At 39.9% G+C, this 14,542-nt stretch carries 14 protein-coding genes; 13 read left to right on the top strand and 1 reads right to left on the bottom strand.

The features are described 5' to 3' along the window. Positions 1-5: 5 nt before the first annotated feature. From N7Z68_RS17190 to N7Z68_RS17145, 10 genes are all read left to right on the top strand, one after another. Positions 6-1,169 carry a PCYCGC motif-containing (lipo)protein gene (locus N7Z68_RS17190; protein WP_275119711.1) on the top strand — a complete coding sequence of 388 codons (1,164 nt, stop codon included), beginning with the start codon at positions 6-8 and terminating at the stop codon, positions 1,167-1,169. A gap of 333 nt (positions 1,170-1,502) precedes the next feature. Next, complete coding sequence (gene hppD, locus N7Z68_RS17185) at positions 1,503-2,624, top strand: 4-hydroxyphenylpyruvate dioxygenase (RefSeq protein ID WP_275119710.1); 1,122 nt, start codon at positions 1,503-1,505, stop codon at positions 2,622-2,624. An 860-nt stretch (positions 2,625-3,484) separates the two neighbouring features. Further along, positions 3,485-4,465, top strand: coding sequence for a hypothetical protein (locus N7Z68_RS17180; RefSeq protein WP_275119709.1), 981 nt, complete (start codon positions 3,485-3,487; stop codon positions 4,463-4,465). Between the two features lie 21 nt (positions 4,466-4,486). Next, on the top strand, positions 4,487-5,749 hold the full coding sequence (fahA, locus tag N7Z68_RS17175) for a fumarylacetoacetase (RefSeq protein ID WP_275119708.1): 1,263 nt from the start codon (positions 4,487-4,489) through the stop codon (positions 5,747-5,749). Positions 5,750-5,807: 58 nt separating this feature from the next. Beyond that, positions 5,808-6,941 carry a homogentisate 1,2-dioxygenase gene (locus tag N7Z68_RS17170; protein ID WP_275119782.1) on the top strand — a complete coding sequence of 378 codons (1,134 nt, stop codon included), beginning with the start codon at positions 5,808-5,810 and terminating at the stop codon, positions 6,939-6,941. Between the two features lie 404 nt (positions 6,942-7,345). After that, positions 7,346-7,645 carry a 4a-hydroxytetrahydrobiopterin dehydratase gene (locus N7Z68_RS17165; protein ID WP_275119707.1) on the top strand — a complete coding sequence of 100 codons (300 nt, stop codon included), beginning with the start codon at positions 7,346-7,348 and terminating at the stop codon, positions 7,643-7,645. Positions 7,646-7,732: 87 nt separating this feature from the next. Continuing rightward, on the top strand, positions 7,733-9,463 hold the full coding sequence (locus N7Z68_RS17160) for an aromatic amino acid hydroxylase (RefSeq protein ID WP_275119706.1): 1,731 nt from the start codon (positions 7,733-7,735) through the stop codon (positions 9,461-9,463). Between the two features lie 122 nt (positions 9,464-9,585). After that, positions 9,586-10,101, top strand: coding sequence for a YusW family protein (locus N7Z68_RS17155; RefSeq protein WP_275119705.1), 516 nt, complete (start codon positions 9,586-9,588; stop codon positions 10,099-10,101). Positions 10,102-10,225: 124 nt separating this feature from the next. Continuing rightward, entirely contained in the window at positions 10,226-10,564 is a 339-nt protein-coding gene (locus tag N7Z68_RS17150; protein ID WP_275119704.1) for a thioredoxin family protein, read from the top strand. Between the two features lie 66 nt (positions 10,565-10,630). Beyond that, the gene (locus tag N7Z68_RS17145; RefSeq protein WP_275119703.1) at positions 10,631-10,909 is read left to right on the top strand and encodes a DUF1292 domain-containing protein; all 279 of its coding nucleotides are present in this window, start codon (positions 10,631-10,633) and stop codon (positions 10,907-10,909) included. A 619-nt stretch (positions 10,910-11,528) separates the two neighbouring features. On the opposite strand, the gene N7Z68_RS17140 is transcribed toward N7Z68_RS17145, so the two are convergent. Then, positions 11,529-11,747 carry a hypothetical protein gene (locus N7Z68_RS17140; protein ID WP_275119702.1) on the bottom strand — a complete coding sequence of 73 codons (219 nt, stop codon included), beginning with the start codon at positions 11,745-11,747 and terminating at the stop codon, positions 11,529-11,531. Positions 11,748-11,920: 173 nt separating this feature from the next. On the opposite strand from N7Z68_RS17140, the gene tnpB reads away from it, so the two are divergent. The 3 genes from tnpB (at position 11,921) to N7Z68_RS17125 (ending at position 14,538) form a co-directional block, all read left to right on the top strand. After that, positions 11,921-13,093: an IS200/IS605 family element RNA-guided endonuclease TnpB gene (gene tnpB / locus N7Z68_RS17135; RefSeq protein WP_275119701.1), complete on the top strand. Its 1,173-nt coding sequence runs from the start codon at positions 11,921-11,923 to the stop codon at positions 13,091-13,093. A gap of 251 nt (positions 13,094-13,344) precedes the next feature. Beyond that, entirely contained in the window at positions 13,345-13,650 is a 306-nt protein-coding gene (locus N7Z68_RS17130; RefSeq protein WP_275119700.1) for a monooxygenase, read from the top strand. 390 nt (positions 13,651-14,040) lie between these two features. Beyond that, positions 14,041-14,538 carry a MarR family winged helix-turn-helix transcriptional regulator gene (locus N7Z68_RS17125; RefSeq protein WP_275119699.1) on the top strand — a complete coding sequence of 166 codons (498 nt, stop codon included), beginning with the start codon at positions 14,041-14,043 and terminating at the stop codon, positions 14,536-14,538. Positions 14,539-14,542 lie beyond the last annotated feature (4 nt).

Below are 14,542 nucleotides of genomic sequence, written 5' to 3'. Positions count from 1 at the left end.
ACAACATGAGAATTCAACCATTTTTAATTTTTATTGGCGTTGCACTGTTGATCATTATTCTAATAGGGTGCTCAACGAATGACCAAAACGCATCTGTGAGCGCAGATTCAAAGGTCGATAGAACCGAGTTAGTCCAAATTGCTTCGTTTGGTCTGGAAGGATGTACTAGTTGTGACAATGCAAAAGAGATCCTATCACAATTAGAAGAAGAATTTGCAGATTTGAATTTTATCCAATATAACGTTATTAATGATGTAGATGTTGTGAATGATTATGGCGTAAAAGAACACCCGACAGTATTATTTTTGAATAGTAATGGTGAAGAGCTAAAGCGGTTAGAAAAAGAGACAGACCTTGATCCGTACAGAAAAGCGATTGAGTTTTTACAAACAAATGAGGTTGAACCGATTTTGCCACAAAGCAACTCGAATCAAGAAAATAGCATATTAATTTCAATTTTTGCTGTAGATAAGGAAGATGGAAAATATTTAGAGATACCTAGATTTGTGAAGTATAACTCTGAAGTTCGCTACCCGCGTATTTCTGCCATTCAAGAACTTCTAGCAATCAAAACCGAATTACCAGAACAAGTGACAAGCCCCATACCAGATGATGTTGAATTTGTTCAGATCGACGGGGCAGATGGAGTCACAATTGTTACAGTATCTAATCATTTCGATCAATATATAGGAACAACTATTGGGCAGCAAACAGAAGAATTAATTGCACTTACGCTACTATCGTTTGATGGTGTAGAAAAAGTGCAGATTATTACTGAATCGTATGAGGGGGATATTCTAACTGAGGAATTATTAGATAAAAAATCGCAAAATCAAACATTCTTATTTGAGCATAATGACGAATGGATGCCAATCATCGGTGTGGATGAATACAATACGAATATTTTACACCAACATGATTTAGAAAAAATCCCTTGTTTCTGCGGTTGTGGGGAAATCGGTCATACTAGTAATCATAACTGTTTCTTCACCTACAATGAAGATGGACAGAGAATCTTAGAAAAGCACGGGGAGTATTGTCAAGTATGTTTAGATTTAACTAACATTTACGTTGAGTTGAAAGGCGAAGGGAAGGCCCTTCAGGAAATAAGAGAATATATTGATCGTATGTTTGAAGGTTACATTCCGACAGAAACACCACAACCCTAAACTAATGGGGCAGCTATTAAGAGATGTATGAATTTTTATCTCTAGTAGTTGCTCTTTTTTATGTGGAGGCGGTTTTATAAATTTAGTATTGCATTGGTTTTAAGAAAGGTAATTAAAAAATTTTTATATAAAACATTTAATTCCCATACTGTATAGTTTTAAAAAAACAACGTTAACATAGGGTTTCTACTGAAAAACGAAGCAGGAATCTTTAACCATGTAAAGAATTTAAGCGGTAATGTAAGCGCTTGCAAAAGTGTTTTTATTTTACTATCATTCAAATTAACATCGCTTAATTTTGAATTTTCAGTAATTGATAGGAGGGTTTTGTCTATGGCTAAAAATGCATTTGAAGTGAACCAACAGACAGAGAATGAAGTGTTTCCAGTAGAAAGTATTCATCACTTGGAACTTTACGTAGGAAATGCAAAGCAGGCGGCTTATTTTTTCTGTAATGCCTTTGGATTTGAAATTACATCTTATCGAGGTCTAGAAACGGGCAGCCGCGATCTCGTCTCATATGTTCTTCAGCAAGAAACGATCCAGTTAGTTGTGACCGGCTCACTGAAAGATGATACCGAAGTGGCGTCATTTGTAAAATTACACGGGGACGGAGCGAAAGATATTGCTTTAAAAGTGTCGAGTGTCGACCAAGCCTATGAGGGTGCGGTTAAACGTGGGGGCCTACCCGTTCGGGAGCCTTGGACAGAAAGTGATGAAAACGGGACAGTAAAAAAAGCGATCATTGGTACGTACGGGGACGCCATTCATACGTTAATTGAAATTGTGGATTATAACGGCTGTTTCTTACCGGGATATCAAACCTACGAGGGAAGTAATCATTCCGCATCTGCAGGACTTGTCGGCATTGATCACGTAGTCGGGAATGTAGAAAGTATGGAAGAGTGGACATCATATTATGAAAAAGTGTTTGGCTTCCAAGTTTTAAAGCATTTTGATGATGATGATATCTCTACAGACTACTCAGCTCTCATGTCGAAGGTAATGACAAATGGAACAGGTCGAATTAAATTTCCAATTAACGAACCCGCAGAAGGTAAACGAAAGTCGCAAATCCAAGAATACTTAGATTTTTACAATGGACCAGGTGTGCAACATCTTGCACTACTGACGAATGACATTATCTCAACGGTTAAGGTCTTACGGGAAAACGGAATTGAATTCCTTGATACACCCGCTGCTTACTACGAAGACCTGAGTGCGCGTGTCGGTGACATTGATGAAGATTTAAAAAAACTGCAAGAGCTTAGTATTTTAGTAGATCGTGATGATGAAGGCTACCTGCTGCAAATCTTCACAAAACCGATAGTTGATAGACCAACACTATTCATCGAAATCATTCAGAGAAAAGGAGCAAGAGGCTTCGGCGAAGGAAACTTCAAAGCCCTATTCGAATCCATTGAACGTGAACAAGAACGACGTGGAAATATTTAAGGATTGGTAGCGAATAGATATAAAGAAGGGGTCGTAAGAGGAGGTAGAGGTAACTATAATACGGATTAGATTGAAACCAGTGGTATAAAGTGATGTACCTGGTAACCAAAGACGGTGATTGAGTAGCGCTAGAGGGGAAATTTAGGCGATACCCCTTGCGAATGTGGCCGGTTCGTTCACGCTTGAGGAAAAATTTAGGCGATATCACTTACGAATAGGACCGGTTCGTTCGCACTAGAGGAAAAATTTAGGCGATATCACTTACGAATAGGACCGGTTCGTAAGCGCTTGAGGGAAATTTTAGGCGATCACGCTTACGAATAGGGCCGGTTCGTTTGCACTAGAGGAAAATTTTAGGCGATACCACTTACGAATAGGACCGGTTCGTAAGCGCTTGAGGGAAAATTTAGGCGATACCCCTTACGAATAGGGCCGGTTCGTAAGCGCTAGAGGAAAAATTTAGGCGATGCCACTTACGAATAGGACCGGTTCGTTCGCGCTTGAGGGAAATTTTAGGCGATCACGTTTACGAATAGGGCCGGTTCGTTCGCACTAGAGGAAAAATTTAGGCGATACCACTTGCGAATAGGGCCGGTTCGTAAGCGCTTGAGGGAAATTTAGGCGATACCGCTTACGTATAGGACCGGTTCGTTCGCACTAGAGGAAAAATTTAGGGGATGCCGTTATCCAATGAGGGGATCCGGTGTAACCTTAAGAAAAAGCTCAGGAGTAATCCAATAACGAAAGCGAAAAACCTTAATACACGAGAGTATTGACTCTTCAAACTAAGGAGTAACTGGAATGACGTTTTTCTTCCGTTACTCCAAGATTGATTAAACAAACTAAAGGAGGGAGGACAAATGGTAGAAGAGAATAACCCAAGTGACACGCAAAAGCATAATTCTAGTACTCTACAATTCTTTTCAAACCTGATTGATTACGCAGGCTTATTCCCTCCAGCAAAACTACCATTAGAGCAGTCCATTCAAAATTATGCAGCGTACCAAAAAGATAAGGATGCGTGGATGCTAGGTCACTTTATCATTCCTGCTGGTAGGTTAGATGAGCTTGACCCTTACCTGTCTCTATTTTCAAAGAATAATCCTTTACCTGTTTCAGCCATTGGCCAAAAAACCGTTAACAGCGAACAATGCCTCAAACAGCTTGCTTCTGAGCTGAAAAGTATTCACTCTTTTCATGACAAGCACTGGGAGGTTGCGCAAGTCCAAGTGTTAGAGCTGCCGCTTCCCCCTGTTATACCTAATCGTCAGTTGCTCGACAAAATATCTAGCTTAATAGAAAATCATCAGCTACAACTGTTTTGTGAAGTGACAGTACCGCTAAATGATGAACAGTGGCCCCAAAAGATGATCCTCACGTTAAATGAAATCGCGATCCACAATAACAAAGGCGGTTTACGAATAGGCTTGAAACTACGGACCGGCGGTGTCACTGCTAATGCATTCCCAACGCCACATCAAGTAGCGACCGTAATGCACGCATGTGCTGAGCGGGATATTCCGCAAAAATTCACCGCTGGCCTTCATCATCCAATCCGTATGTACCGAGATGAAGTGAACACCTACATGCACGGGTTCCTAAATATTTTTACAGCTGGGATGCTGGCACGAACGAATGCATGGAGCGTGGATGCCCTTGCTGAGGTAATTGCAGATGAAGACGCATCTCATTTTACGTTTACAGAGGAAGGGGCAAGGTGGCAGGAGTATCTTGTTCAAGTCCCAGACGTAAATTACCTCAGGCAGTATGCATTATGTTCGTACGGAAGCTGCAGTTTTGATGAACCGCGAGACGATCTGAAAACATTCAATATTCTCTAAGTATAGGAGGGGCTTTTATAGATGTTGAAATCTTTTATTCCCGTTGAACCGGACTCTCATTTTCCAATACAGAACTTACCTTATGGTATATTTCGGCCTTTAGAAGGCGGAAAGCCCCGCGTAGGTGTCGCTATCGGTGAATATGTCCTTGACCTTTCAGTAGTCGAAGGTGCAGGGCTTTTAAAAGATACTGGTTTACCTGACGAAACGATTTTTGCCAAACCTTCACTTAATGAATTCATGGCATTAGGTAAAGACGTCTGGAAAAATGTACGTGCGAAACTGCAACATTTATTAAGAGAAGATGAAACGACTTTGCGAGACCAAACAGAGCTTCGGACAGCTGCTATACGCAAGCAAAGTGAAGTGGAACTTCTATTACCGGCACAAATCGGTGACTATACCGACTTTTATGCTTCAAAGGAACACGCGATGAATGTCGGGACAATGTTTAGGGGAAAAGAAAATGCATTAATGCCGAACTGGACACACTTACCTGTGGGCTATCATGGACGGTCTAGCTCGGTTGTGATAAGTGGTACGGATATCTACCGACCAAAAGGACAAATGAAACCGAAAGATGCGGACAAACCACTTTTTGGTTCAAGTCAGCAGCTAGATATCGAACTTGAAATGGGCTGGTTTATCGGCCCTGGAAATGAACGAGGCAAACCGATTTCTGCTGCTTCTGCTGAAGAACAAATATTCGGACTCGTGTTAGTCAATGATTGGAGTGCCCGTGATATTCAAGCATGGGAGTATCAGCCGCTCGGACCGTTTCTGTCAAAAAGTTTCGCGACCTCAATTTCACCGTGGGTTGTCCCGCTTGAGGCGCTTGAACCATTTCGTACGGAAGGTCCTAAACAAGATCCAGCTCCTTTAGCGTACTTGCAAAAAGAGGGGCCAAGTACGTTTGATATACACCTTGAAGTTTATCTAAAAGGAAAAGAAATGGACCGTTCGCAAAAAATAATTACCACAAATTTTAGTTATCTCTATTGGAGCATGGCTCAACAAATTGCCCATCATACGGTAGCGGGTTGTAATCTACGACCAGGTGATTTACTCGCTTCAGGTACGATTAGTGGTGAGAATAAACATGAGCGGGGTTGTTTACTAGAGTTAACGTGGCGCGGCTCAGAGCCAATTGAGCTAGATAATGGAGAGCAGCGAGTGTGGTTAAAAGACGAAGATGAAATTACGATGACCGGCTGGTGTCAGGGAGACGGGTATCGAATTGGATTTGGAGAAGTGACCGGGCGAATTCTTCCAGTCGTAGACTAATAAAATAGTAGTAAAACTAGTCATAGAAGGAGGGTTTAACGTGCCATTTTATAAGCAAATGGGAGAAATTCCTCGCAAGCGCCACACGATGTTTAAAAAGGAGGATGGAACGTTATACCGGGAGCAAGTGATGGGGACGAAGGGCTTTTCGGGTATTCAATCAATTTTATATCATCATTATCCGCCGACAAGTATCGTAAAATCCGAGCTTTTAAAAGATTGCAGCGTTCATTATGAGGGGCAAGCTGATTTGGCTCACCGCCATTTTTACTCGCATCAATATACGGAAAAGACGGACGCCGTTATGGGTAGACACTATTTGTTAGGCAACGAAGATGTCCTCATAGGTGTCGTCAATCCAACTGAGCCGATGGACTTTTTTTACCGAAATGGGGACGGAGATGAAGTACTGTTCGTTCATTACGGTACCGGGAAAGTCGAGACGATGTTTGGAACGTTATCGTATAAACCTGGGGATTATATTGTTATTCCGATCGGGACAATTTACCGTGTCGTACCAGACGAAGGGGATGCCAAATTTTTAGTTATCGAAACGAATAGTTGGATTTCTACGCCAAAGCGCTATCGTAATGCGCATGGACAACTACTAGAACATAGTCCGTTTTGTGAGCGGGATTTACACGGTCCAGAAAAATTAGAAACCTATGATGACCAGAATGAATACGAAGTGAGAACGAAGTCAAGAGGTTTTATGCATGCTCATACGTTTAACCACCATCCGTTAGATGTAGTTGGTTGGGACGGCTACTTGTTCCCGTATATTTTTAATGTTGATGATTTCGAACCGATTACAGGGCGCATTCATATGCCACCGCCGATCCACCAAACGTTTGAAGGAAACAATTTCGTCATTTGTTCGTTTGTTCCCCGCATGTATGACTATCATCCAGAAGCCATTCCAGCACCATACTTTCACAGCAACGTAAACAGCGATGAGGTTCTTTATTATGTCAAAGGAAATTTCATGAGCCGCAAAGGCATCAGTGAGGGCTCAATGACCTTGCACCCATCAGGCATACCGCACGGGCCCCATCCAGGAAAAATTGAAGCAAGTATTGGGAAGAAGGAAACACTCGAACTTGCCGTGATGATTGACACGTTCAGACCACTACGCGTCGTCAAACAAGCCCATAATTACGAAGATGTCGAGTACAAATATAGCTGGAAGTAAGGGGAATGAGGTTGAGTTAGACTGATTAGAAGCTTCTAGAGCGTCTACCTCCTAATTAGTAGAAGGCACATGATGAATATCCGATCAACTTCCACTATACTGGAAAAACTAGATATATCGACGTAAATAACGATATATCGGCGCAACTTACGATATATCGGCGTAACTTTCAATTTATCGGCGCAACTCGCTATATCGGCGTAACTTTCAATTTATCGGCGCAACTCGCTATATCGGCGTAACTCAAAAAAATCAACTCGCAACAAACCCACGTAAATGGTAAACCAACAGCAATTGACCTAACACATAGTATCACCGAACACCTCATCGTGGCATTTTGGCAAAATAACATCTAAAATAAGAAAATATAAAGAAATTATTTTACAAAAATTAGGGGGATCACTGTGGAAAAATTAACAGAACAAGAATTGCAGCAATTTTTAGAAAGCCATCAAGGGTGGCAGTTAGTCGATGAGAAATGGATCGAAAAGAAATATCGATTTAAAGAGTACCTCAATGGAGTCGACTTCGTCCAAGAAATCGCGAAAGCATCAGAAGAAATCAACCATCATCCGTTCATTGCGATTGATTACAAATTAGTTCGAGTCCGGTTATCTTCATGGAAAGAAAATGGGATAACGCCGTTAGACACAAAACTAGCAGAACAATATGACGCCATCTATGAAACAATTAAAAATGTTTGACATATTGATATTAAACCGATATGTTATAATAGTATAACGCTTTAACGCTAAAAAGCGCTAGGGTATGTTTCAGAAGGGTGTGAAAAAATGGCAACGAGAAAAGTACCAAAACATTTAAGGAAATATACGATAGAACAAAACTACGATAGCTATACAGCGATTAATCATGCGGTGTGGCGATATGTCATGCGTCAAAATCATCACACATTAAAAGACTTGGCGCATGAAGCTTATACCGAAGGATTAAAAGCTTCAGGAATTTATACTGAGCGAATTCCGGATGTTAGTGAAATGAATCAATGTTTAGCTCCTTTTGGATGGGGAGCAGCAACAATAGATGGTTTTATTCCTGGCGTTGCCTTTTTTGAATTCCAAGCGAACGGCATCTTGCCTGTCGTCGCAGAAATTAGAAAACTAGAAAACATTCAATATACACCAGCTCCTGATATGATTCATGAAGCGGCTGGGCATGCACCAATTCTATGTAACGAAAAGTACTCCGAATACGTGAAGCTATTTGGAGAAATCGGTAAAAAAGCAATTGCAACAAAAGAAGAACATGACGTGTTTGAAGCGGTTCGTCACTACTCCAACCTTCTTGAAAAAGGTGAAGCAACAGAAGCTGAAATTGCAGAAGCGAAAAAACAAGTAGACGAAAAATCTAAACTTATCACGGGAGTTTCGGAAGCTGAGAAAATCGGTCGCTTATACTGGTGGACCGTGGAATATGGTTTAATTGGTACGCTAGAAGATCCGAAAATTTATGGTGCAGGGCTGTTATCTTCTGTATCAGAGGGCGGCAACATCTTAAGCCCTGACGTTAAAAAAGTGCCGTTTGACCTTGAAACGATCATTCAAACAGGCTTTGATATTACAAAACCACAGCCGCAACTATTTGTATGTACGGACTTCGAACAGCTAATCGAAGGTCTTAAACAGTTTGCGGAAGAAATGGCATTTATGAAGGGCGGCACAGAAGGCTTAGAAAAAGCGATCCAGTCCGCAAATGTAGCTACAGCTGTTTACAGTTCAGGCCTTCAAGTGACTGGGGTCATTAACGATATGATCACAGATGACAGCAATGAACCGATTTACATTAAAACATTAGGCCCAACAGCGTTGGCTTTCAACAACAGTCAACTCGATGGACACGGAACAGAAACTCACCAAGATGGGTTTGGTGCCCCTGTCGGCAAGTTAAAAGGAACAGCAAAGCCGCTTGAGGCATTAACAGACAGTGAACTGATTGCACTCGGTATTGTTGTCGGACAACAAAGTGAGCTCCATTTTGAAAGTGGAGTTGAAGTGAAAGGTACAGTAACAGAAATCACTAAGCAAGATGGAAGTATCGTACTCATCTCGTTTAAGAATTGTTCGGTTGCATTAGGCGAGCAAGTTCTATTCGACGCAGCTTGGGGCATGTACGATATGGCTGTCGGCGAGAAAGTGACTTCAGTGTTTGCAGGAGCTGCCGACGGTGAAGCGTACTATTCAGACGATGAAGAGACAAGTAGTGAAATCACGCACAATCAAGAGCAAACTGAATTAGATGCGTTATACCAAACCATTCGCGATGTAAGAGCGGGTACTGCTGAAAACCCAGCTACTGTGATTAATCAAGCAGCGGAAGAGCTCCAAGCCCAATATCCAAACGATTGGCTATTACGCTTAGAAATCGCCGAAGTTCTGCACCAAAACGAATGGTTGCCAGAACTAGAAAAAGCAATGATTGCTGATCTGCAATCATTAAGCCAAAATAACAGCCAACTAACATCACTAATCGAAAACGGCCTAAACATCTACAAAACAACAATATAAATACACAAACGGTGCCAGGCACCTTTACTACAGCAAAGTGGTAAAGGTGCCTGGCACCGTTTCAAGAGCTCTAGAATAATTACAGTTAGAAATTCCATACTAAACAAAAAATGGTGGTGAACATGAGGATGAAGAAGGTCAGCTTGTTAACAATAACTACCTTAGTTTCGTTTGTTATGTTAGGCTGTGGAGCGGGTAATGGTGCCAATGAGGAGATAGTGCATGATGGAGTCACTCATGAAGAAACAGCGGAATTGGAAGAGACGGTTGGAGATGACCAAACGACAGCCGACGAATTAGGACAAGCAGCATCGCTCGGGCATATCCTAGAATTTGAATTAGAGATTGATTTAGTTAATGATGAAGAAATTGAGATGGAATACAAACAAAAAGGTGGGGAAGAAATAGCTGAAGTAGAGACCAAAACTGCAGAGGGAAAACAAGAGAAAAGAGGAAGAGAAGCAATAGAAGAGATACAAAACTTGGTTTCGCAAACAGCACTCGATCCTAATACAGATCCTAAAGAAGCAATGGAGCAAATTTTAGCGACGTTGAACATCTCAAATAAAGATGTTAGGAAATTGGAACTTGAAGTTGACTTTACTACAGGTGAAAAACTCAAAGGAAACTTTAATTAATCAACTATTTTCTTTACATAACGTTTAAAATGAATATAAGATAAAACAAAGCAGGGGTTCTTAAAGACATTTACCCTTGCGCATTACCGCATTAAAGGTACGTGGTACCGGAGGGAGGAGAAAAATGAGGGAGTTAACATCACTTGACATGGTTGAAGCCTTTTTAAAAGAACATCAATATAGTTTTATTTATATTTCTCGTACGAATTGTGGAGTTTGTCATGCGTTATTACCTCAAGTGAAAGAGCTGCTAGAACAATACCCACTCATCCAAATGGGGTTTATCAATGCGGATGACGTCGAAGAAATTGCCGGTAGGTTTTCTATATTTACAGTGCCTGCCATGCTATTATTTATTGAAGAGAAAGAATACATCCGAGAAGCGAGGTTCGTTCACTTAGACGCACTCGATGAGAAGATAAAAAAGGTCTATACGATGCAGACAACAAATAGTGAACAATAATCACTTTCTTTTTAATGATAGATAGTCGTACAATGAAACATACTAAAGAAAAAGGAGGGTAAGCAAATGGCTGTTGAAATTGGCGAAGAATTATACTTTGGAGATGAAGGCAACGAAGAGCTGTATGAAGTACTTTATACGTGTGAACTCAATGAAAAACACTATTTAGTAGCAGGTCTAAGCGCAGACTTAGAGAATCCAGACAAAGATCCAAACATTATCTCGTTCAGCTATACTGAAGACGAAGAAGGAACGCTATTCTTTGATGAATTAAGTGACGAAGAGTGGCAGCAAGTCGAAGCGAAATTTAACGCGTACATAGAAGAAGTGGGACAAGAAGGATAAATCTTCTTTTAAAAAGAATAAGTGAAGGGTATGGATCCATTGAGGATTTATGCCCTTTTTACGTTGAAATTACGTTTTAGAGTAAGAGTAAGAGAAATAATTGGATAACTATATACACACTAATAAATCACTCAAATTCAAAATACTAATGGAAAGGTATACCAGAATTAGTGTACCTTTTTGTTTATAATAAAAATATCTTGTTTACGTTTTCTAGATCAAAAGGGTCTCTATGCGTATCTAGTAAACGGAAAACTCAACTATATTGGGAGATGCCGCGACACATTTAAAAAGAGAATCAACCAAGGGTACGGGAAAATTAATCCGAAAAACTGTTATATTGACGGACAAAGTACCAATTGTCATCTCAATCATTTAGTTACTCTAAACAAGGAAGATATCGAGTTGAAAATATGCACCATAGACAATAACGAGCAAATAGAACTGGCCGAAAAATATCTGATAAACAAGCTAATACCAGAATGGAATAAAGCAAAGTAAAAAGTAAGGGGGGAACTCTAGAAGCCCTAAAATATTTTGCATTTAGTTTCTTCTAAGTTATAAACCGTAAAAGTCCTTGTTACTCATGGCACTCTTTTATAATAATATCCATTGTATTCTATCCAAACGATGAAAAAGCAGGATAGGAAGGATAGGAAGGAACAGGTGAATTCGTAACGGAACGAACCGGATAATAGGTTGTGTACTGAGGATACGAATAAGTATTTGTAGGGTAGTTATTCATCACTTTTCTTTTTTCTAAATACTCGTGAATGAATGCTTGTTTACCTTTCGTTTGCTCGTACAAAGGATGTTGCCAAAAATTAAAGCTATACATAGCAATTCCTCCTGACTTTTGGATTACCTTTATCTTTATCCGACAGAAGACTCCCTCTTCAATCGCTGAGGTTTTTCAGCGGTAAGGGGGAGATGAATGGCGGTTGGCGATAGCCAAAACACTCACTGGTTTGGTACAATAAGAACGTACGTTCTTCAAAGTGAGGTGAGTTCATGCTAGTTAAAAAGGCGTTTAAATTTCGTATCTTCCCTAATCCAAGACAAATTGAGTTAATCAACAAAACGATCGGATGTTTAAGGTTCGTGTTCAACTACTTCCTCGGCAAGCAAAAACAAAAAGACGCTTATTGGTACATCGTCGAAGAGATGGTACAAAACGGACAGTTGCTATCAAACCATTGGAAGGGCGACTTTTTCAATAAATATGACTCTATTAAAGCCGTTCGCCAGTTGAAAGCGCACTATCCTTTCTTAAAAGAAGTGGACAGTATCTCCCTTCAAAAGTCGGTTGAAAATTTAGCTGATTCGTACCAACGCTATTACAAGAAGCAAAATAAAGCTCCTAAATTCAAAAGTAAGAAGAACAAGGTGCAATCCTATACCACAAAGCAAACCAACGGAAATATCGCTGTTCAGGATAAATACATCAAGTTACCTAAACTTGGTCTTGTTCGGTTTGCTAAAAGTCGTGAAGTGGATGGACGGATTATCAATGCAACCATTAGACGTAATCCAAGTGGAAAGTACTTTGTATCCATCTTAGCTGAAACAGAAGTAATTCAACTGCCGAAAACAAACTCCAGTACAGGCGTTGATTTAGGACTAAAAGACTTCGCAACCCTTGCGGATGGTACGATATACAAAAATAATCGTTATTTTAAGTCGTTAGAGCAAAAATTAGCAAAGGCTCAGCAGGTGCTTTCTAGGCGAGTGTTCGGTTCTAGCAACTGGAATAAACAACGAATTAAAGTAGCTCGTGTTCATGAGAAAATTGAAAACAAGCGGAAGGATTTCTTACACAAAACCTCTACCGATATTATCAAAAACCACGATGTTATCGGAAACGAAAATTTGCAAGTGTCTAACATGATGAAAAATGAGAAAACAGCTCAAGCTATCGCTGATGTGTCTTGGTATCAATTTAAGGTCATGTTGAAATACAAGGCTAAATGGTACGGAAAGAAAGTAGTGGAAGTGAGTAAGACCTTCCCAAGTTCTCAGCTTTGTTCGAGTTGTGGCTACAAAAACAAAGACGTTAAAGATCTAAATTTGCGTGAGTGGACATGCAAGTGTGGAGCCCATCACCAAAGAGATGTTAACGCAGGACAAAATCTTAGAAACGAAGCGATAAGACTTCTAACCGTCGGTGCGACGGGGTTAGCCTAATCCATAACTAGCGGTTACGCTGGTGGTCTTAGGAATCCCCCACTTCAAACAGCTCGCAAGAGCAGTTAAGTGGTGGGTAGTTCAAACTATGAACTTTTATGTAAAAGGAGTATGTACAACTAGGAACTCCCTTTATGGATTACACCCTATTTTTTATGATAGATGGCACAAAACCTTCACATAACAAAAAGATTCATGAATGAAATTAATTGTATAATATTTCTAAAAGTAACACTAAAGGAGAGATAGGTATGGCTTATATTTTACAAGTCGATTTTCCAATGGATGGTCCGTTTGGTGATGAGATGGTGGATGCTTTTAGAGAGTTAGCCAAAAGTATCAATGAAGAAGAAGGCCTGCTATGGAAGATCTGGACTGAAAATCCCGAGTCAAAAGAAGCCGGCGGCATTTATTTATTCGCTTCGAAACAGACAGCACAGAATTATTTAAAAATGCACATGTCACGCTTAAATGACTATGGAATCGAACCCGTTCATGCCAAACTATTTGAAGTGAATGAAGCATTGTCGAAAATCAATAATGGGCCAATTAAGTAATAAATATTATTAAAATTATTAAGCATTTGTAAACAAATGTTATATGAGAAAATACAAAAGGTGGATGACCATGGAGCAGGACTTTCAAAGTCTTGTTTTTTTGTTTATAAAATTTAAGAGCGTGCTATTCCTCAACACACTAATCAAATACTCACAGGATCTACGGTAATCACAACCCAATAAAATACATACATAACAAAATACGATGTGGCAACTAGCAACATATATATGGCGCAATATTAAGTAAAATAGTAGTACATACAACTTCACCTAAATTCGGTAATTACATAATTATTTCAATGTGAAGGTAACTAAAAAAACTCCACAAGGAAATAAGATGTAGACCTATGGATAGATATGGTGAAATTCATTTTTAGTAGGAGGAATAAAATGGATTACACTAATATACACAAGCTTATTAATTACTTACGTGCGACATATAAAATATTAGATGAAGAGTGGAAAAAATCGGTTCAAGCGTTAGGGTTAACGCAAGCCGAGCATCATCTATTGAGCATCGTTTATTATGAAAAGATTATATCGATGTCAAAGCTAGCTCAACTCGGTTTAATTGATATATCAACGGTTATGCAAGTAACGAAACGGTTAACGCAAAAAGGACTTATTAGCATTGAAAAGGATGAAAGAGATCTGAGAGTATCCTATGTGAAGTTAACTGAATTAGGCGCTGAAAAAGTAAGAACGTCTTACGAGGGTACTCTGAAGCTCCAAGCCTATATTGATCAATTCATAGCGAACAGTGAGGAAAATAAGAAATTCATGGAACAGTTAGCCGACTTCCAACAAGAATTAAACCAGCATTTTCATGGAAGAGAATTTGTGGAATGGGTAGAAAAGTCAAGTAAACGAGATACTCACGGGGCGTAGTTGG

Source organism: Alkalihalobacterium chitinilyticum (assembly GCF_029028005.1).
GTDB classification, from domain to species: Bacteria; Bacillota; Bacilli; order Bacillales; family Bacillaceae_F; genus Alkalihalobacterium; species Alkalihalobacterium chitinilyticum.
The sequence above is the reverse complement of the archived record's forward strand: the minus strand, read 5'-3'. Positions and strand labels throughout refer to the sequence as shown.